A 20,593-nucleotide genomic window follows, 5' to 3' on the forward strand; every position below is an offset into this window, starting at 1 on the left:
CCGGATGAAAATTTTATGTGAGAGTAGAAAAAGCGAGACAGCAGACAGAAAGGAAGAAATTATGGCAATTTTATATGCAAATACCAGAGATGCATCAGAGAAAGTAACTGCCTCCCAGGCAATTTTAAACGGACTGGCAAAGCATGGAGGATTGTATGTGCCGACAGAAATCCCGAAACTGGATATTCCGGTAGAGGAACTGGCAAAAATGAGTTATCAGGAGACTGCATACGAAGTTATGAGCCGATTCCTGACAGATTTTACAGAGGAAGAACTGAAAAACTGTATCGATCGTGCTTATGATTCCAAATTTGACACACCGGAAATCGCACCGTTAGTAGAAGCAGATGGTGCTTATTATCTGGAGCTGTTCCATGGCGCAACCATTGCATTCAAAGATATGGCCTTATCCATTCTTCCACATTTGCTGATTACAGCAGCCCGCAAAAATGAAGTGAAAGAGGATATCGTTATCCTGACTGCAACTTCCGGAGATACCGGAAAAGCAGCACTGGCAGGTTTCGCAGATGTAGAAGGAACCAAGATCATCGTATTTTATCCGAAGAACGGCGTCAGCCCAATCCAGGAAAAACAGATGGTTACCCAGAAAGGTGACAATACCTTCGTTGTAGGAATCCACGGAAACTTCGATCAGGCACAGACAGGTGTAAAACAGATGTTTTCTGATCCGGAGATGAAAGAGGAACTGCTTCAGGCAGGATATCGTTTCTCTTCCGCAAACTCCATCAACATCGGACGTCTGGTTCCACAGATCGTTTATTATGTATATGCATATGCAAAAATGTATGCAAACGGCAGAATCGCTGAGGGTGAGCCGATCAACGTAGTAGTTCCGACCGGTAACTTCGGAAATATTTTAGCTGCATTCTATGCAAAAAATATGGGACTTCCGATCGCAAAACTGATCTGCGCATCCAATGAGAACAAAGTATTATACGATTTCTTCCGTACCGGAGAATACGACAAAAACCGTGAATTTATCCTGACATCTTCACCGTCTATGGATATTCTGATCTCCAGCAACTTAGAGCGTCTGATTTACCGCATCGCTGGTGAGAGCGCAGACGAAAATGCAAAACTGATGGCAGCATTATCCAAAGATGGAAAATACGTCATCACAGACGAGATGAAGGCTCAGTTAGAGGGCTTCTACGGCAACTACACAACGGAGAAAGAGACAGCAGAAGTAATCTCCGCATTATATGAGAAGACAGGTTACGTCATCGATACACATACTGCAGTAGCAGCCGGTGTATACGGAAAATATAAAGCAGAGACAAAGGATGAGACAAAAACAGTCATCGCTTCTACTGCAAGCCCGTTCAAATTTACAAGAAGTGTTATGGATGCTATTGATGAGAAATATGATTCCATGACAGATTTTGAACTGGTAGACGAACTCTCAAGGATTGCGAACGTTAAAGTTCCGCAGGCCATCGAGGATATCCGCAGTGCGGAAGTACTTCATAAGACCGTATGCGAAGTTGCGGAAATGCCGAAGGTGGTAAAAGAGTTTCTTAAAATGGGAGAATAAGAGTAGGCATGGTTGTAGCAGCAGCGCTTAATAGAGACGGGGTTATGAGCATTGTAGATGTGATTTTGATTATTTGCGGCATTTACTGTCTGTTTACTGCAGGCAAGATGAAATGCGAACATCAGATTCCAAAATGGTTGTTTTCCGAACAGGAACTGTATCATATTCGGCAGCCAAAAGAGTTTTGTGAAGTAATGTCACCAAAGACCATTATTTTTGGTGTTTTGTGTATGCTTTTTGGTGTATGGGGACTGATTACAGAGTTTCTTATTACGAATAAATTGGCAGAAGCGATTGGAATTGGTATTTTTCTGGTTGGAATTGCATGGTACATGGCTCAGCTTAGCAAAGCAAAGAAAACATATGGATAAGAAATATATGTAGAAGTAAAAACAGACAGAAGGGTTCAGGGAATATGGAGTAATTTACATTTCCTGAATCTTTCTTTTTTTATTGAAAAAAATTTAATGATCATTTTTCCGAAACACAGTATATATTAATTCACATCTGTAAGCAAGATGGCATTGAAAGTAAGTTCTATTATAAGTGATACAATAATTAAAAAAACAGACTGCCTTATGATATTAATAAGTTATAGTAATTGTTGCCCGGAAACAGAAGGAAAATGCATATTTGTTGTGACAATTTCTGAAAATATCAGTAAGTATAGATTTTTTGTACAAAATGTATTATGATTGATGTATTCGTAAAAATGAGGTAAAGATATGAAGAAAGAAGAATTGTACAGATTTGTTGATCATACTGCATTAAAGGCAGTAACGACCTGGAAAGAGATTCAGCAGTTATGTCAGGAAGCGCGTTTCTTCCGCATGGCTTCTGTATGCATCCCAAGCAGTTATGTAAAGCGTGCACATGAGTATTTTCCGGAATTAAACATTTGCACAGTTGTTGGTTTCCCGCTTGGGAATGCGAATACAGAGGCAAAGCTGATGGAGACACGTCAGGCATTGGCGGATGGTGCCAGCGAGATTGATATGGTAATCAATCTTGGCATGGTAAAGAACAGACAGTATCCACTTGTGACCGAAGAAATTCGTCTGCTGAAACAGGAAGTCGGAGATAAAATTTTAAAAGTTATCATCGAAACCTGTTATCTGACGGAAGAAGAAAAAATTGAGATGTGTCATGCTGTTACAGAAGCAGGAGCGGATTTTATCAAGACATCTACCGGATTTGGAACCGGAGGAGCAACATTGGAAGATGTTCGTCTGATGAAAGAGCATATCGGACCGAATGTAAAGATCAAAGCTGCCGGCGGTATTCGTTCCAAAGAAGATATGGAGCAGTATATTGAAGCAGGATGCAGCAGAATCGGTACAAGCAGTGCAATTTCCATGCTGCAGGACGGAGAATAACATGGATGTAACGGAACTGATCAAAAAAGCAGCAAAAGCGAAAGAAAAAGCATATGTGCCGTATTCCGGTTTTTATGTCGGTGCAGCGCTGCTGTGCAAAGATGGTACCGTATTTACCGGATGCAATATTGAAAATTCTGCTTACGGACCGACAAACTGTGCGGAGCGTACCGCGATTTTTAAAGCCGTTTCAGAAGGTTATCGTGAATTTCAGGCAATTGCGATTATCAGTGACAGCGAAGAAGTAACGTCACCTTGCGGTGTCTGTCGTCAGGTGATGGCAGAGTTTTGCGGACCGGAGTTTGAAGTGACTATGGTAAGCTGCAAGGGCGATTACAAGACAGTTACATTAGAAGAACTGCTGCCTTATGCTTTTTCAATGAAAAAGTAGAAGTAGATGATCGTTTGTCTATGTGTTCTTTTGAAATTCAAGTCGAACGCACGTGAGACTTGGTGCGTGATTCTGGTCAGCGAAAGCTGACATATTCTTCTCAGAATCACTGCACATCTACACTTCGTTCCGGTCGGCGCAAAACCATTGTCTCCCAGACAATGTGCGCCCCCGCGGAGCGTTTATCTCAGTCGGAGATTGTACTCCCACTGAGAAAGACTTGTTATTACTCACCACTTGCAGAAGTGGGAGTCTTCTCGACTGAGATAAAAAGTTTACGTTAAGTTCATGTAGTAGATAAACCGTGCCAGAACTTTCCTGAAAAAAATTTGAATTTTTTATTGTCAAGATGCACATAGTAAAGTATAATCATTTATAGCGAAAGCGATTCCTGGGGTGTGCGAGAACCCTGCTATTTTGAACCTACATTTTCTTTTATGGGAATCTTAAATCGCCGGCTGGATGCCAGGCCACCGAATATGCAGTGGAAGGCAGAAGACCGGTTGCGGAATCCCCCCTAGCGTTGCTAGGAGTCAAAATTGCAGGAACGGCACTCTGGGATCACAAAAGAGAAAGACCTACGTTACAAAAGATAAAAACATAAAATACAAAAGAGAATCACCGGATATGATGTGAATGCGTCATATCCGGTTCTTTTTTTGCCCGGAAAACCATAAGGTGTTACATCAGATGTGAGATGATGTTTTACACAAACAGGACTATTTTCAAAATGATTCGATGAAAGATCATTCTCATTTTCATCTCAGTCTGAGTTGAGACTCCCACTTCTGCAAGTGGTGAGTAGTAACAAGTATTTCTCAGTGGGAGTTCAATCTCCGACTGAGATAAATGCTCCGCGAGGGCGCACATTGTCTGGGAGACAATGGTTTTGCGCCGACCGGAACGGAGTGTAGAGTGCAGTGATTCTGAAAAGAAGATGTCAGCTTGCGCTGACCAGAATCACGCACCAAGTCTCACGTGCGTTCGACTTGAAAGAAAGCATGCGGCAAATGGATGGCAGTGGGTAAAAAGAGAGGAAGCGTGGCAATGATGAGGCAGCAAAAAACGGTGGTAAGTTATGGACGGGCATATGTGATCAGACAGAAGAACAGGCGCAGACGCCGCAAATATAAATGGTTATGTATGGGAATTGGTTTGCTTTTTGTGCTGGTTTTTCTGTTAAAACCAAATGTGCAGGCAGTAGAGGATGCAGGTGGATGGTCAGATCGTGTCAGATCTTTAGAACTGGCTGGATACCTTCAGGCTGCCAATCTGACACCGGAGGAGACAAGGCGGCTGCTGCTTCCGGAATTGCAGGAATATGTGACAACAGAGGATATTCAGCTGATTTTTGAAAAACTGGGATTCGGGGAGTATACGGAAGAAATTCTGGGACAGGCACAGCTTGCCGCAGGAGATGTCTTAAGCCGGGCGCAGTGGAATGTGGTGTATGAGCGTTTACTGGAAAAACTTCAGGTAAAGGATACGGTGTCTCAGGTTATGTTACAGTATCTTGGAAAAGTATTCGGAGAAGCACGGATTATGGCAGATAATGGAAATTATGATTGTGATCTGGAAAGCTGCCGGATGGAATATGGAAAAAAATATGTGGTATATGTGCAGGGCAATCTGATCCTTGGAATTTGTTCACAGGAAGAACAGAAACAGACGGAGGGAAAAGACAGTGAAAAGGCGGAAAACGGGGCGACAGAACAGGGGACGGAAGTCACAGATCAGATCACAGTTCCGGATACGATCCGGGTGTTACTGACACAGGATCAGAAGCAGAATGTCTTTCGGGAAGACGTCTGGATCAAATGTGATGCGGAATGGAAGCTTTGTGCCGGAGAAACGGAAGATGTGATTCCTGCAGGAGAAGCACGAAGCTGTAAAGTATGGATGGAGGAGCACCAGACCGATCAGGTGCTTGCCAAAATCTCTGGGGACGGCAAATTAAAATTATGCGATTCGGATGGAAACGAAAAAGGAACCTATGCAGGAAATCTGCATGTGTATCGTGGAGATTCCGGATTATGGCTGGTCAATGAATTGGGAATGGAGGAATATCTGTGCGGTGTAGTTCCCGGGGAAATGCCTTCTTCCTTTGCACCGGAGGCTTTGAAGGCGCAGGCAGTCTGTGCCAGAACTTATGCTGCCATACAGGCACTTGGAACCACGTATGAAACTTATCATGCAGATGTGGATGATACGACCGCATGCCAGGTGTATCTGCCTGCTAATGAAAATCAGGCGGCGACAGATGCAGTAAACGCAACAGCAGGTGAAGTTTTAAGCTATGAAGGACGGCTGGCATCGGTCTATTATTTTTCAACTTCCTGCGGTTATACTACCGGTCTGGAAGTGTGGCAGCAGGAACCGTTGGCTTATCTTGGAAAAGTAAGTCTGCTGCTTTCCGGGGAACAGCCGGTTTCTGTGGATGATTTTTTGAAAGACTGGTCCGTGCAGGCATATGACAGCGAAAGCAGATTTTTCCGGTGGAAAGGAGAACTTCAGGTGTCGGAGCGCAGGGATCAGCTGATGAAAAAAATTGAAGAAGCTTTAAGTCGTCAGGATGGGAAACTGACAGCTTTGTCCCGGAACGGACAGCATGTGGCGTCTGTATCCGACTTTGGCGATTGTACCGGAATTAAGATCTGCGACAGGTCAGATTCCGGTGCGGTAACGGATCTGGCAGTTATTTTTGATGCGGGAGAGGTGCATGTATACAATGAAAATCTCATCCGTAACCTGATTTGGCAGATCTGTGTGTCTCTGACGGATAAAAACGGGGAGAATGTCAATACTATTACCATGCTGCCAAGTGCGTTTTTTACGTTGCAGGAACAGGAAAATGGCAGATATGAGATCATGGGCGGAGGACTGGGACACGGGATCGGCATGAGTCAGTACGGTGCAGATGGCATGGCACGGGCAGGCAAAACGGCAGCCGAGATCTTGCAGTATTTTTTCCCTGGAACAGAGCTTTTTTTGGAAAAATAGTAGAGCAGAAAGAAAGGGAAAATGCAAAGGGAGCATGGCAAATAGAAGAAAAAACTTGCTGAAATGGATAAAATCTGGTAATCTATCGAATTGTAAACATATGAGAACGGTGCATTTTGTGCATCAAAGGGGAGAAACTATGGACTATAAGCATTTGATACGGTTCTTTTTGGCGAAATTGAAAAAAGATAATATTGGAGCTTATGCGGCACAGGCAGCACTGTTTATCATTATGTCAGCGATTCCATTTCTGTTGGTGTTTCTGTCGCTTCTGCGGTTTACTCCGGTGAGCGAGAGTACGGTACTGTCCGTGATCCAGATGGTGGTTCCGGGGCAGATTAAGATTACACCGATGCTGATCAATATAGTAGACGAAGTGTATACAAATTCAGCGAAGGTGCTGCCAATCGCGGTGATTTTTGCAATTTATTCAGCGGCAAAGTCTATCCAGAGTCTTCGTTACGGATTGAATATCGTTTATGATACCGATGAGACACGAAATTGGTTCGTGCTGCGTTTTCGTGCAATGATCGAGACATTTGTATTGATCTTGGTCATTATTTTACTGATGGTATTTCTGGTGTTTGGTCAGAAGATTCAAAACATGCTGGTGCAGTACGCACCGATTTTGTCTATTGTAACAGACATTATTTTAAAACTGCGTCTGCTCATTTTGTTTTTTGTGCTGATCATATTTTTTATGTTTATTTATAAAGTGCTGCCAAACCGCACCGCTACTTATAGAAGTCAGTTGATCGGGGCAGTTGGATGTTCCGCCGCGTGGTATGTATTTTCCTTTGGACTGTCCATTTATGTGAATTATTTTAATGGATTTTCATTGTATGGCAGTCTGACCACGATTTTATTATTGATGTTCTGGCTTTACATCAGCATGTATATTTTTCTGGTGTGTGCGGAAGTCAACAATCTGTTTGAAATTCTGCTGGTGGAGATTCAGGAAGCGCGTCGTAGAAAAAAAGAACGGCAGCAGGATAAAAATACTTGATGTTTTAAATAAGCTATGCTAGAATAAATGCTAGTTTTGGTTCGGATGTATGATTATGTTTGAATCGTTCCTGAATTACAGATCAGGAACAATATATTAAAAGCTGAGAAGATGTCAGTAGGCAGATGATCGGATTACAGAGAGAGTGTACATTGGCTGAGAATACACTTAAGGAAAGACATCTGGTGAACTTCCCATTGGAGCTGCTGTTTTGAACAACGGAATGTCAAGTAGGAACAGACGGGTCATGCACGTTACGCATTAGAGTGTCCGATGCATGTCGGGAAACCGGGTGGTAACGCGGAAATTTTTCGTCCCTTTTTACGAAGGGGCGTTTTTTTATGTTCTGATAACTCACACTGGATTTCCTGTGAAAAGCACTTTGTGCAGAGGCGCACTCATATAAAACGAAATTATTTATATTTAAAGAAGGAGATTAAAGATGAAAGACAAGTTAAAGCAGATCAGAGAAAAAGCACTTGCTTCTATCGAGAATTCTGAGGGATTAAATGGATTAAATGATGTCCGTGTCGCTTTCCTTGGAAAAAAAGGTGAACTTACTGCTGTATTAAAAGGAATGAAAGATGTCAGCCCGGAGGAGCGTCCGCTGGTTGGTCAGATGGTAAATGAGACCAGAGCTGCTATCGAGCAGAAACTGGAAGAGAGAAAGAAAAAAATGGAAGCTCTGGAACTGGAGAATAAACTAAAAAAAGAAGTCATCGACGTAACACTTCCGGCAAAGAAAAACCGCGTTGGACACGGTCATCCAAATACCATTGCCCTGGAAGAAGTAGAGCGTATCTTTGTTGGTATGGGATATGAAGTCGTAGAAGGACCGGAAGTAGAGTATGATTACTACAACTTTGAGGCTCTGAATATTCCGGCAAACCATCCGGCAAAAGATGAGCAGGATACTTTCTACATCAATGACAAGATCGTACTTCGTACCCAGACTTCTCCGGTACAGGTTCGTGTTATGGAAAAAGGTAAACTGCCGATCCGTATGATCGCACCGGGACGTGTATTCCGTGCCGATGAAGTAGATGCAACCCATTCTCCGTCCTTCCATCAGATCGAAGGTCTGGTAATCGACAAAGGTGTTACATTTGCAGATCTGAAAGGAACACTGCAGGAGTTTGCAAAAGAACTGTTCGGACCGGAGACAAAAGTAAAATTCCGTCCGCATCACTTTCCGTTCACAGAGCCGAGTGCAGAGGTAGACGTAACCTGCTTCAAATGTGGTGGAAAAGGATGCCGTTTCTGTAAAGGCGAGGGATGGATCGAGATCCTTGGCTGTGGAATGGTTCATCCGCACGTACTTGAAATGAGCGGAATTGATCCGAAAGAATATTCCGGATTCGCTTTCGGTGTAGGTCTGGAGCGTATCGCACTGTTAAAATATGAGATCGACGACATGCGTCTGCTTTATGAAAACGATGATCGTTTCTTAAAACAGTTCTAAATCGTAGATTTTCGAATCTGCACGAGCAAAGCGAAATAACATTTTTGAATAATAGATTAGTAGGAGAAAGAAACATGACAACTTCATTATCTTGGATAAAAGCATATGTTCCGGAATTAGAAGTAGAGCCGCAGGAATACATGGATGCGATGACACTTTCCGGTTCAAAAGTAGAAGGATATAAAAAATTAGATGAGGATCTGGAAAAAATCGTCATCGGTCAGGTATTAAAAGTAGAGAAACACCCGGATGCAGACAAACTGGTGATCTGCCAGGTAGATATCGGCGGAGAGACCACACAGATCGTAACCGGTGCACCAAATGTATTTGAAGGTGCAAAAGTTCCGGTTGTATTAGACGGCGGACGTGTTGCCGGCGGACATGATGGAAAAGTCGTAGAAGGCGGCATCAAGATCAAAAAAGGAAAATTAAGAGGCGTAGAGTCAAATGGTATGATGTGTTCCATCGAAGAGCTTGGTTCTACAACCGATATGTACCCGGATGCAGCTCCGGACGGACTTTACATTTTACCGAAAGATGCTCCGGTTGGCGAGAGCGCAGTCACTTATCTTGGATTAGACGATGTCGTTGTAGAGTACGAGATCACATCCAACCGTGTAGACTGTTTCTCCATTCTTGGTATTGCCCGTGAGGCAGCAGCTACTTTCGGAAAAGAGTTTGTTCCTCCGGTAGTGACAGAGACTGGAAATTCAGAGGACGTAAACGACTACATCAAAGTATCTGTAGAAGATGCAGACCTTTGCCCGCGTTATACTGCACGTGTAGTAAAAAATATCAAACTTGCTCCATCACCGAAGTGGATGCAGCACAGACTGGCTTCCCACGGTATCCGTCCGATCAACAACATCGTAGATATCACAAACTACGTGATGGAAGAGTTTGGTCAGCCGATGCATGCATATGATCTGGATACGATTGCAGGTCATGAGATCCGTGTTCGCCGTGCAGCAAAAGGTGAGAAATTCGTGACATTAGATGGTCAGGAGCGTACCTTAGATGACAGCATTCTGATGATCTGTGACGGTGAGAAAGCCGTTGGACTTGCAGGTATCATGGGTGGCGAAAACTCCATGATCACAGATAATGTACAGACGATGTTATTTGAGGCAGCATGCTTCGATGGAACAAACATCCGTCTGTCCAGCAAAAAAGTAGGTCTTCGTACCGACGCCTCTTCCAAATTTGAAAAAGGTCTGGATCCGAACAATGCCATCGAGGCTATGAACCGTGCCTGCCAGCTCATCGAAGAACTTGGCGCAGGTGAAGTCGTTGGCGGTGTCGTTGATGTATACCAGAAAGAAATGACAGGCAGAAGAATCGCATTTGATCCGGATTGGATCAATGGTCTGCTCGGAACTGATATTTCTGCAGAGACAATGATCGGATATTTCAAAAAAATCGACCTTGGTTTTGATGAGGAGACACAGGAAGTCATCGTTCCATCCTGGAGACAGGATTTGCTCCGTGATGCAGATATCGCAGAGGAAGTAGCACGTTTCTACGGATATGACAATATCCCGACAACACTTCCATCCGGAGAATCCACAACAGGTAAACTGTCCTTTAAACTTCGTGTAGAGGAAGTGGCAAGAGAAGTTGCCCAGTTCTGCGGATTTTCACAGGGAATGACATACTCCTTTGAGAGTCCGAAGGTATTTGATAAATTATTACTTCCGGCAGACAGTCAGCTGCGTAACACCGTAACTATTTCCAATCCGCTTGGAGAGGACTTCAGTATTATGCGTACAGTTTCTTTAAATGGAATGCTGACCTCTCTTTCTACCAACTTCAATCGTAGAAACAAAGATGTTCGTTTGTACGAATTAGGAAATATTTACCTGCCAAAACAGGAGCCGGTAACAGAGCTTCCGGAAGAGCGTATGCAGTTTACACTGGGATTCTACGGTGATGGCGATTTCTATACCATGAAAGGTGTTATTGAGGAGTTTCTGTATAAAGTAGGTATGAATCTGAAACCGGAGTATGATCCGGAGTCGGAATTGTCCTTCTTACATCCTGGACGTCAGGCAAATGTTATTTATGATGGTCAGGTAATCGGCTACCTCGGTGAGGTTCATCCGACTGTTGCAGCAAATTACTCCATTAAAGATCGCGTATACGTTGCTGTCATTGATATGCCGGAAATCGTTTCCCGTGCAACTTTTGACCGCAAATACGAAGGCATTGCAAAATACCCGGCAGTCAGCCGCGACCTCAGTATGGTTGTTCCGAAACATGTACTTGCAGGCGATATTGAGAAGGTATTTGACGAGAGAGGCGGCAAGATTCTTGAGTCTTATGAATTATTTGATATTTATGAGGGCGCACAGATTAAAGCAGGATTCAAATCTCTGGCTTATAAACTGACCTTCCGTGCAAAAGACCGTACGTTAGAGGAAGCAGATATCACTGCTGCCATGAAGAAGATAATGAACGGTCTGGAGCGTCTTGGTATCGAGTTGCGCCAGTAGAAAGTTGGTGTCTGTATTGAATACAAATGAAATGAAAGTAACAGATTATTATTTTGATCTGCCACAGGAGCAGATTGCGCAGGACCCGCTGGAGGATCGGTCATCCTCCAGACTTCTGGTCTTGGATAAAGAGACTGGCGAGTATTCTCATCATGTATTCCGGGAAATCACAGAATTCCTGAAACCAGGTGACTGCCTTGTCTTAAACAATACAAAAGTAATTCCGGCCCGTCTGTTTGGTGAAAAAGAGGGGACTCAGGCAAAAATTGAAATTCTGTTGCTAAAACGCAAGGAAAACGATGTCTGGGAAACTCTGGTAAAACCGGGCAAAAAGGCAAAAATCGGCACAAAGATCATTTTTGGCGGGGGACTTTTAGTCGGTGAAGTGGTTGATATCGTGGAAGAGGGCAACCGTCTGATTAAATTTACTTATGAAGGAATTTTTGAGGAAATTCTGGATCAGTTAGGTCAGATGCCGTTACCGCCATACATTACACATCAGTTGAAAGATAAAAACCGTTATCAGACTGTTTATGCAAAATATGACGGTTCTGCAGCAGCTCCGACTGCAGGGCTGCATTTTACACCGGAACTGCTTCAGCAGGTAAAGGATATGGGCGTTGATATTGCAGAGGTAACACTGCATGTCGGACTTGGTACGTTCCGTCCGGTAAAAGTGGACAATATCCTGGAACACCATATGCATTCAGAATTCTATATGGTAACACAGGAAGCCGCTGACAAGATCAACAATGCGAAGAAAAACGGTCATCGTGTAATCTGCGTCGGAACTACAAGCTGCCGTACCATTGAGTCTGCAGCAGACGAAAACGGTATGCTGAGAGAAAGCAGCGGTTGGACGGAGATATTCATCTATCCGGGCTATCAATTCAAAGTGCTGGATTGTCTGATCACAAACTTCCATTTGCCGGAGTCAACGTTGCTGATGCTGGTTTCTGCACTTGCAGGAAGAGAGCATGTGTTGGCGGCTTATGAGGAAGCAGTGAAGGAAGGATACAGATTTTTCTCCTTCGGGGATGCGATGTTTATTCAGTAGAAAGAATTTCTAAGAAAATATAGTGGGATAAATAGTACCTGTGACAGCGTGTGTGCTGTCGCGGGTGCTATTTTTGCGATTGCTGATTTTTTCGATATAGAAGAAAGAGCATGAATAATAGAATTACTGGAAAAATAAGCCCGCATCTCATGCCGCTCCTAATATTATTCCCGGCGTTCTGAGTGATACGGCCAACAATTCCAGGCCCGATACTGCCGCCTAAATCTCCTGCCATGGCAAGGAGAGAGAACATAGCTGTCCCCCCTTTTGGAAACGTTTTTGAGGAAATACTGATCGTTCCCGGCCACATAATTCCAACTGAAAATCCACATACTATACAACCGATAAGTCCGATAATCGAATTAGATGACAAGGCAGAAAGAAGATAGCAGATAACACATAATATGCCGGAACCACCCATAAACTTCATTAAATCCAGCTGTTTTCCATATTTCCCAAAAATTATGCGGTTGATGCCCATGGTGACTGCAAACATACATGGACCTGCTAAATCTCCCAGTGCTTTTGACAATCCCAGTGCAGATTCGGCATAAGCAGATGCCCATTGAGCCATTGCAAGTTCAGAAGCTCCAGAACATACCATCAGACATATCACAACCCAGAAAAAAGGTTTGGCAAATAGACTTTTAATTCCCATCCCAGTGCCATTATCAACCAGATGCTCAATCGGACAGGTCATGAAATTATAAGTGTTAACAGCAGGAATCAGTGCCCATATCACGGCAAGCCATTTCCAGCTGTTTATGCCGAATATCAGAAAAAACAAGCTGGAAATCAAAATTGTTCCAACAGCTCCCCAACAGTAAAAGGAATGGAGCAGGCTCATCGTTGCTTCTTTGTTTTCAAATGGACAGGCTTCAATAATAGGGCTGCAAAGTACTTCGATTAAACCACTTCCGATAGCATAAACAACGACACTGCATATAATTCCAATGAAAGGATCAGGTAAAAGATCAGGTAAAAATGCCAGTCCAACCAGACCAAGTGAAGCAAATATTTCTGATGCAACAACGCAAATACGATATCCGATATAATCTACAAATTTGGCACAGAACAGATCAACCAGAAGCTGTGCGAAAAAGAAGAAAGTGGATATCAAAGCAATATTACCGAGAGAAATATGATAGTCATTGTGAAATTTCAAAAAAAGAAGCGGTGCAAAGTTTGCAGCAATAGCCTGCGTGATAAATCCCATATAACAGGCAATTTTTGTCTTATGATAGTCATTTTTCTTTACAACATTCACTTTCTATTTCCCACTCCGAATATTTTTAACAGTTTTATGCTCAATAGAAAGATGTTCATAAATACGTTTTCCACCATTTCCACTTGGAGCCTGAGCAAGTAATCCGACTTTGATGATTGGTTTAGACGGCAAATGGAAATACCTCATCATGTAAAAGTTTGTACCATCTGCTGAATAATGGAATGCAAAATTATTTCCTACTCTGCATACATGAAGCCAGGCAGAATTACTATCAATGTTACAGCTGTTTGCATCATCAGAATCGCCTTTGGTAACAACACTTACAGCTGCATGGGTTCCAAAATCTGTCAGTTCAAAACAACATTTTGCCCAATGACTCTCATCTGCCATTACCATTACAGAAGCAGAATCATAGATTTCTTTAAATTCATGGGATACTTTTACTTTAAGAACAAAGTCTCCATTAATTTCAGTATAATAATATGGGGCATTACAAAGTGATTCTGGCAAAATACCTTCTTCACATTCGTCAATGCTGCCACAAAAAAAGTCTGTTTTTGGTGGTGCGGTTATTTCAATTCTGTCTCCTTCAATGCTGATCTCACTTTCATTCATCCATTTAAAAATCATACGAATACCTCTTTTCCTTTTTTTGTTTGATTATATAGCAAACAATAAACATATGCATTGAATTAAATCACCAGAATACTGTATAATATCGTAAAAGGAAAGAATGTGATATGGAGATGGATTATAATAAAATACTTACAGACGAGGACTTTATGGAAATCAAGCAGCACGGAACCAGTGATTATCCATTTCAGTATTATTATGATGATCTGGAGTTATTTGATTTTCATTGTATTGAATGGCACTGGCACAGAGAATTTGAGTTTTTATATGTTGAGTCTGGACAAATTATATGTGGAATAGGTGAAAAACAGATTATATTGTCAGAAGGAGATGCAATTTTTATCAATTCTAAAATATTGCATCGGTTTTATGCATCATCAGGTGGTGTCATTCCTAATTTTGTATGTATGCCTGAATTTATTGCACCAGAGAATAGTTTGGTTTATAAAAAATATATTTTACCAATCATTTCATCGAATATGTCTTTTCAGTGTTTTCAGATTGCTGAACCATGGCAGGCAAGGATTATACAAATCATGATAAAAATAATGAAAACACAGGAGAATGAGAAAATAAGGGAGCTTTCTACGTTGTCCTTGTTGCAGGATTTATGGCTGATTTTTTACGAAAATGTAAAGTTATTGGATAAAGAAAAAATGCAAACAGTTGACGAGACTGCACAGAAAAGAGTTCAGTTGATGATGCAATATATACATGAAAACTATAATCATGAGCTGTCACTGGATGAAATAGCTTCACATATCGGAATCAGCAAAAGTACTGCGCTTAATTTGTTTCAACGATTTTTACATATTACACCGGTCAGTTATTTGATAGGATATAGACTGCAGGCAGCTTCTTGGCTATTGAAAAATACGAATAAAAAAGTAAAAACCATCGCCTATGAAAGTGGATTCCGTAATGTCGACTATTTTTGCAGATTGTTTAAAAAACGTTATCATTTAACACCATCAGAATATCGTTGCGCATGCTTAAAACAGTATAGCAGTAAGTGATCGCTGGATGAGTCAACTATATTCAAGAATGCCTCTGCAATCCTGCCGGAGGCTATAGCAGCTGGCAAGTAGCGAAAGCGGATTGCGAATGTCCGCTTTACATGACGATACTGAGATTTACAGGTCTCCAAGAGTCTCTCAAGGTCTCTTAAGAGACCCTTAGAGACTGTTAAGAATAAGAAGGAGTAACATATGCAATTATTAATTGAACAACGTGTATTTTCCTGGTCAGATACATATGATATCTACGATGAACAGGGAAATCAGAAGTATTTTGTAAAAAATGAACTTATCTCATTAGGACATCGCCTGCATGTATACGATGCGGCGCATAATGAAATTGGATTTATCAAACAGAAACTATTCTGCTTACTTCCGACTTTTGAAATCGAATGGAACGGACAGTTGATGGGACACATCGAGCAGAGATTTGCTCTGTTCCGCCCAAAATATGATGTGGATTTCATGGGGTGGCGCGCAGAAGGTGATTTCATGGGCTGGGATTACGATGTGTATGAAGCGTGCAGCGCAGTCGTTCACGTACATAAAAAAATTCTGAGCTGGGGCGACACCTACGCCATCGAGTTTGATGATCCGAAGCATGAAATTCCGGCATTATTACTGGTATTGGCCATTGATGCGGCAAACTGTTCACAGAATAATTCTTAAATGTCCGTTTTACAAAGGCTGAAGGAATAGAACAAAAAGTAGAAAGAGAATTAGCAAGAATATGGGAAAAACATTAGTCATTGCCGAAAAACCTTCCGTTGGGCGGGATATCGGCAGAGTTTTAAAGTGTGGAAAGAAAATTGACGGAGCTTTGGAAGGCAGTCAGTATATTGTAACCTGGGGATTAGGCCACTTGGTTACGCTGGCAGATCCGGAGCATTACGATAAAAAATACAAAGACTGGAAAATGGAAGATCTTCCGATGCTTCCGGGGAAAATGGATATTGAGGTCATCAAGCAGACTGGGAAGCAATATCAGGCAGTAAAACGACAGATCTACCGTAAGGATGTATCGGATATCGTCATTGCCACCGATGCTGGCCGAGAGGGAGAGTTGGTTGCCCGCTGGATTTTGAAAAAAGCGGACAATCATAAGCCATGCAAACGTCTTTGGATTTCTTCTGTAACAGATAAGGCAATCCGTCAGGGATTTGAGCATCTGAAAAGCGCAAAAGAATACGATAATCTGTACCATGCGGCAGTCTGCCGTGCAGAGGCAGACTGGCTGGTGGGATTAAATGCCACCAGAGCATTGACCTGCAAATACAATGCGCAGTTGTCCTGTGGTCGTGTGCAGACACCGACCCTAGCCATGATTGCAAAGCGGGAAGAAGAAATTCGGAAATTTGTTCCAAAATCATACTATGGGCTGCAATTGCAGGCAGAGGGTGTGGTATTTACCTGGAAAGATGAAAAAAGTGGCAGTTATCGCAGTTTTCAGAAAGAACGGATAGAGAATATTCAGAAGAAACTGTCTGGAAAGAAACTTCAGATCATAAAAGCGGATACAAAAGTGAAAAAGCAGGGCGCACCACAATTATACGATCTGACACAGCTGCAACGGGAAGCGAATCAGAAATTTGGCTTTTCGGCAAAAGAAACACTGAATATCATGCAGCGGTTGTATGAAAATCATAAAGTCCTGACTTATCCGCGAACGGATTCCCGTTATCTGACCGCAGATGTCATGGGAACGATCAAAGAGCGTCTGCAGGCCATCAATGCAGGCGCTTACCGGGAGTTTGCAGCTCCGCTGATCCGACGGGAACTGCCGAAGAAACCTGCATTTGTCAATGATGCAAAAGTCAGCGACCACCATGCCATCATTCCGACGGAGCAGGCACCAAATTATATCCATATGAGCAATGAAGAGCGAAAAATCTACGACATGGTAGTGCGCAGATTCCTGGCAGTTATGTATCCGGCGTATGAATACGAAGAATCTGTATTGACCGGAGAAGTGGCAGGGGAACATTTTTATGCCAGAGGAACCCGTTCGCTGCATATGGGATGGAAAGCGGTTTATGAAAATCAGTCCGAAGATGAGGAAGAGGAGGAGTTAAAACGCCAGAATCTTCCTGTGATGCAAAAAGGGCAGGAATTTTCTATCTCCAATATCCGCCTTACAGAAGGTAAGACAAAGCCACCGGCACGATTTACCGAAGGCACTCTGATCGCTGCTATGGAAAATCCAGTGCGTTATATGGAAAGTGGCAATAAAGAAATGGCAAAGACACTTGGCGCGACCGGCGGTTTAGGAACGGTTGCGACCAGAGCGGATATTATTGAAAAATTGTTCTCCAGCTTTTTGTTAGAGAAAAAAGGCGAAGACATTTATACTACAGCAAAAGCACGCCAGCTTCTGGAACTGGTTCCGGAAGATCTTCGTAAGCCGGAACTGACGGCAGAATGGGAGATGAAATTGTCAAAGATCGCAGAAGGCAAACTTTCTGACCGGAAATTCATGAATGAGATTCGGACGTATTCAACAGATTTGGTCAAAGAAATCAAGACAGCGGAAGGAACGTTCCGTCATGATAATATGACGAATAAACTTTGCCCGAACTGTGGAAAGCGCCTGTTAGCTGTAAACGGCAAAAACAGTCGGATGCTTGTGTGTCAGGACCGGGAGTGTGGCTATCGTCAAACCATTGCAAAGATTACAAACGCACGCTGTCCGCAGTGTCATAAACGAATGGAACTGATCGGCAGCGGTGAGAATGCTTCTTTTGTATGCAAGTGTGGATATAAGGAACGTCTGAGTAAATTTCAGGAGCGCCGGAAAAAAGAGGGCGCAGGAGTTTCCAAGCGTGATGTACAGAATTATCTGAAGAAACAGCAGAAAGAGGCAAAGCAGGAGACTGGCAGCAATGCAATGCTGGATGCACTGAAAAACATTAAATTATAAGTCGACGAATAGAATTTCTGAACAAAATACAGGTGAAGAATATAAAAATCAGAAGTAACGGCAGAAATTGATTCAAGATAGAAATTTAATGAAATAAAGTAGTCAGAGAACAATAATTAAAAGGGCGAAAAGATACGGTAAAACGTGAATTTTCGCCTTTTTTGCACTTATTGATACACAATTTGCATTTTTATTCACTTTTTAAAATTATACATGAATTTGTTTCATCTATAAAATGAAAAAAAGTCATTTCATCTCTTTACATTCAAAAAGTACACCGATATAATGTTAAAAGTTGATGAAAATAAGAAATTTATTTCATAAGTAAATGTTATTTACTGCGCTGCTTGCGCAGTTGCATAAGAAGGAGAGAGATAGATCATGAAAAACGGAATTGAGATCAGATGGCATGGCCGTGGCGGTCAGGGTGCCAAGACAGCAGCACTGCTTCTGGCAGATGTAGCTTTTAAAACCGGAAAACATGTACAGGGTTTCCCGGAGTACGGTCCGGAGCGTATGGGCGCACCGATCACTGCTTATAACAGAATCAGCTCAGATGTGATCCGCGTTCATTCCAATATTTATGATCCGGATTTTGTTGCAGTCGTTGATGAAACATTATTACATACCGTAGATGTGACAGCCGGATTGAAAAAAGAGGGTGCGATCATTGTCAATACTGCAAAATCCAAAGAAGAAATTATGCCGCAGTTAAACGGATACGAAGGTCGCGTGGTTACCATTGATGCCAGAACCATTTCCGAGGAGGCACTTGGAAAATATTTCCCGAACTCCCCGATGCTGGCAGCAGTTGTTGCAACCACAGGTGTTATGCCGAAAGAGACATTTTTACATGAGATGCGTGCTTCTTACAAACATAAATTTGCAAAGAAACCGGAAGTTATCGATGGAAATATGAAAGCACTGGAGATGGCTTTTGCAGCCGTAGAGGAAGCATAGAGGAGACAGAAAATGAGAACAGATATTAATAAAATCAATGAACATACTCCACATACAGGGCTGACCGAGGGAATGCAGGTATTTGCTGCAGGAACATCCAAATATTTCAAAACCGGTGAGTGGAGAAACAATACACCAGTTTATTTAGAGGACAATTGCAAACAGTGTCTGCTGTGCGCACCAGTCTGTCCGGACAGTTCCATTCCGGTCAAAGACCAGAAGAGAGGCGCATTTGACTTAGATCACTGCAAAGGCTGCGGTATCTGTGCAAATGTATGTCCGTTTGGAGCAATCAAAATGAAGGAGGGCGTAGAATAATGGGAATCAAAGAACGTATGTCAGGTAACGAGGCCGTTGCCTACGCAATCAAACAGGTAAATCCGGATGTTATGCCGGCATTTCCAATCACGCCGTCCACAGAGATCCCGCAGATGGTTTCCACATACATCGCAAACGGCGAGATCGATACAGAATTTATCCCGGTAGAGAGTGAGCATTCTGCAATGAGTGCCAGCATCGGATCAGAAGCAGCAGGCGCAAGAACACTGACTGCAACTTCTTCCGCAGGTCTGGCTCTGATGTGGGAGGAACTGCTTCTGGCAGCTTCTAACCGTATGCCGATCGCTCTGACATTGGTAAACAGAACCCTGTCCGGTCCGATCAACATCAACTGTGATCATACCGATGGTATGGGTGCCCGTGATACCGGATGGATCCAGATTTACGCAGAGAACAATCAGGAAGTATATGATAACTTCATTCAGGCATACCGCATTGCTGAGCATAAAGATGTCCGTCTGCCGATCATGGTCTGCCAGGATGGTTTCATCACCAGCCACGCAGTAGAAAATATTGAATTATTAGAGGATGCTCCGGTCAAAGAGTTTGTTGGAGAATATCATCCGGAAGAGTATCTGTTAAACCCGGGCAAACCGGTTTCTGTCGGACCGTATGCAGTTTCCAACTACGTTATGGAAGGCAGAAAAAATCAGTTAATCGCTCTGGAAAATGCAAAACAGGTTATTTTAGACGTAGCAAAAGAGTTCGCAGGAATTTCTGGCAGAGAGTATGGTCTGTTTGAAGAATACAAGACAGAAGACGCCGATTATGTCATGGTAATTATTGGTTCGGCAGCAGGAACAGCCAAAGAAGCAGTTGACGAACTTCGTGAGGAAGGCAAAAAAGTCGGCGTGTTAAAACTGCGTGTCTTCCGTCCGTTCCCGGCAGAAGAGATTGTAGAAGCAATCAAAAACTGCAAAGCAGTGGCAATCATGGATCGTTGCGAGAGCTACAACGGAAACGGTGGACCGCTTGGTTCTGAAATCACAGCAGGTCTGTACCGCACAAGAACTTATATGGAAGCAATCAACTACACCTATGGACTTGGCGGCCGTGATTTCACGGTAGAAGATGCAAAAGATGTCTTTGCAGAACTGGCAGATGTCGTAGAAAATGGTAAACCGGTAACACAGTATCAGTATATCGGTCTGAGAAAGTAGG

The 20,593-nt window shown here is 42.7% G+C and carries 17 protein-coding genes, 1 other RNA gene and 1 other annotated feature; of the genes, 16 read left to right on the plus strand and 2 right to left on the minus strand.

The window, feature by feature from the left end:
- The first annotated feature begins 61 nt into the window (after positions 1–61).
- The 10 genes from thrC (at position 62) to queA (ending at position 12,339) form a co-directional block, all read left to right on the plus strand.
- On the plus strand, positions 62–1,555 hold the full coding sequence (gene thrC, locus DXB15_RS02865) for a threonine synthase (protein WP_118702039.1): 1,494 nt from the start codon (positions 62–64) through the stop codon (positions 1,553–1,555).
- A gap of 8 nt (positions 1,556–1,563) precedes the next feature.
- Positions 1,564–1,926 (plus strand): hypothetical protein, encoded by a 363-nt coding sequence (locus DXB15_RS02870; protein ID WP_109214698.1) that lies wholly within the window; start codon positions 1,564–1,566, stop codon positions 1,924–1,926.
- Positions 1,927–2,280: 354 nt separating this feature from the next.
- Entirely contained in the window at positions 2,281–2,931 is a 651-nt protein-coding gene (gene deoC, locus DXB15_RS02875) for a deoxyribose-phosphate aldolase (protein ID WP_118701967.1), read from the plus strand.
- Positions 2,867–3,322 (plus strand): cytidine deaminase, encoded by a 456-nt coding sequence (locus DXB15_RS02880; protein WP_242979780.1) that lies wholly within the window; start codon positions 2,867–2,869, stop codon positions 3,320–3,322. Before deoC ends, DXB15_RS02880 begins: the two co-directional genes overlap by 65 nt.
- Before the next feature lie 385 nt (positions 3,323–3,707).
- Positions 3,708–3,888, plus strand: a non-coding RNA gene (gene ssrS / locus DXB15_RS02885) — 6S RNA.
- Positions 3,889–4,369: 481 nt separating this feature from the next.
- Positions 4,370–6,322, plus strand: coding sequence for a SpoIID/LytB domain-containing protein (locus DXB15_RS02890; protein ID WP_158582182.1), 1,953 nt, complete (start codon positions 4,370–4,372; stop codon positions 6,320–6,322).
- A gap of 139 nt (positions 6,323–6,461) precedes the next feature.
- Positions 6,462–7,328: a YihY/virulence factor BrkB family protein gene (locus DXB15_RS02895; protein WP_109214702.1), complete on the plus strand. Its 867-nt coding sequence runs from the start codon at positions 6,462–6,464 to the stop codon at positions 7,326–7,328.
- 96 nt (positions 7,329–7,424) lie between these two features.
- Positions 7,425–7,650: a binding site (T-box leader), on the plus strand.
- Between the two features lie 120 nt (positions 7,651–7,770).
- Positions 7,771–8,790, plus strand: coding sequence for a phenylalanine--tRNA ligase subunit alpha (gene pheS / locus DXB15_RS02900; protein ID WP_118701970.1), 1,020 nt, complete (start codon positions 7,771–7,773; stop codon positions 8,788–8,790).
- A 74-nt stretch (positions 8,791–8,864) separates the two neighbouring features.
- A complete protein-coding gene (gene pheT / locus DXB15_RS02905; protein WP_118701971.1) occupies positions 8,865–11,282 on the plus strand; it encodes a phenylalanine--tRNA ligase subunit beta in 2,418 nt (805 codons plus the stop codon).
- Positions 11,283–11,313: 31 nt separating this feature from the next.
- Positions 11,314–12,339 (plus strand): tRNA preQ1(34) S-adenosylmethionine ribosyltransferase-isomerase QueA, encoded by a 1,026-nt coding sequence (gene queA / locus DXB15_RS02910; protein WP_118702040.1) that lies wholly within the window; start codon positions 11,314–11,316, stop codon positions 12,337–12,339.
- Positions 12,340–12,406: 67 nt separating this feature from the next.
- Here the strand turns inward: queA and DXB15_RS02915 are convergent, their stop codons facing one another.
- Both DXB15_RS02915 and DXB15_RS02920 read right to left on the minus strand, forming a co-directional pair.
- A complete protein-coding gene (locus DXB15_RS02915; protein ID WP_118702041.1) occupies positions 12,407–13,555 on the minus strand; it encodes an MFS transporter in 1,149 nt (382 codons plus the stop codon).
- 54 nt (positions 13,556–13,609) lie between these two features.
- On the minus strand, positions 13,610–14,197 hold the full coding sequence (locus DXB15_RS02920; protein ID WP_118701972.1) for a DUF1349 domain-containing protein: 588 nt from the start codon (positions 14,195–14,197) through the stop codon (positions 13,610–13,612).
- A 110-nt stretch (positions 14,198–14,307) separates the two neighbouring features.
- On the opposite strand from DXB15_RS02920, the gene DXB15_RS02925 reads away from it, so the two are divergent.
- The 6 genes from DXB15_RS02925 to DXB15_RS02950 all read left to right on the plus strand — a co-directional run bounded on the left by DXB15_RS02925 (position 14,308) and on the right by DXB15_RS02950 (position 20,592).
- On the plus strand, positions 14,308–15,216 hold the full coding sequence (locus tag DXB15_RS02925; RefSeq protein ID WP_118701973.1) for an AraC family transcriptional regulator: 909 nt from the start codon (positions 14,308–14,310) through the stop codon (positions 15,214–15,216).
- Positions 15,217–15,408: 192 nt separating this feature from the next.
- Entirely contained in the window at positions 15,409–15,885 is a 477-nt protein-coding gene (locus DXB15_RS02930; protein ID WP_021737650.1) for an LURP-one-related/scramblase family protein, read from the plus strand.
- A gap of 61 nt (positions 15,886–15,946) precedes the next feature.
- The gene (locus DXB15_RS02935) at positions 15,947–18,133 is read left to right on the plus strand and encodes a DNA topoisomerase III (protein ID WP_118701974.1); all 2,187 of its coding nucleotides are present in this window, start codon (positions 15,947–15,949) and stop codon (positions 18,131–18,133) included.
- Between the two features lie 381 nt (positions 18,134–18,514).
- Positions 18,515–19,093, plus strand: coding sequence for a 2-oxoacid:acceptor oxidoreductase family protein (locus tag DXB15_RS02940; RefSeq protein WP_022035698.1), 579 nt, complete (start codon positions 18,515–18,517; stop codon positions 19,091–19,093).
- Between the two features lie 12 nt (positions 19,094–19,105).
- On the plus strand, positions 19,106–19,411 hold the full coding sequence (locus DXB15_RS02945; RefSeq protein WP_109214708.1) for a 4Fe-4S dicluster domain-containing protein: 306 nt from the start codon (positions 19,106–19,108) through the stop codon (positions 19,409–19,411).
- Positions 19,411–20,592, plus strand: a complete 1,182-nt coding sequence (locus tag DXB15_RS02950; RefSeq protein ID WP_118701975.1) for a transketolase C-terminal domain-containing protein — start codon at positions 19,411–19,413, stop codon at positions 20,590–20,592. Before DXB15_RS02945 ends, DXB15_RS02950 begins: the two co-directional genes overlap by 1 nt.
- The last annotated feature ends 1 nt before the right edge of the window (position 20,593 follow it).

Origin of the sequence: Roseburia sp. OM02-15, from assembly GCF_003481835.1 — a bacterium.
Lineage (GTDB): Bacteria > Bacillota > Clostridia > Lachnospirales > Lachnospiraceae > Eubacterium_I > Eubacterium_I ramulus_A.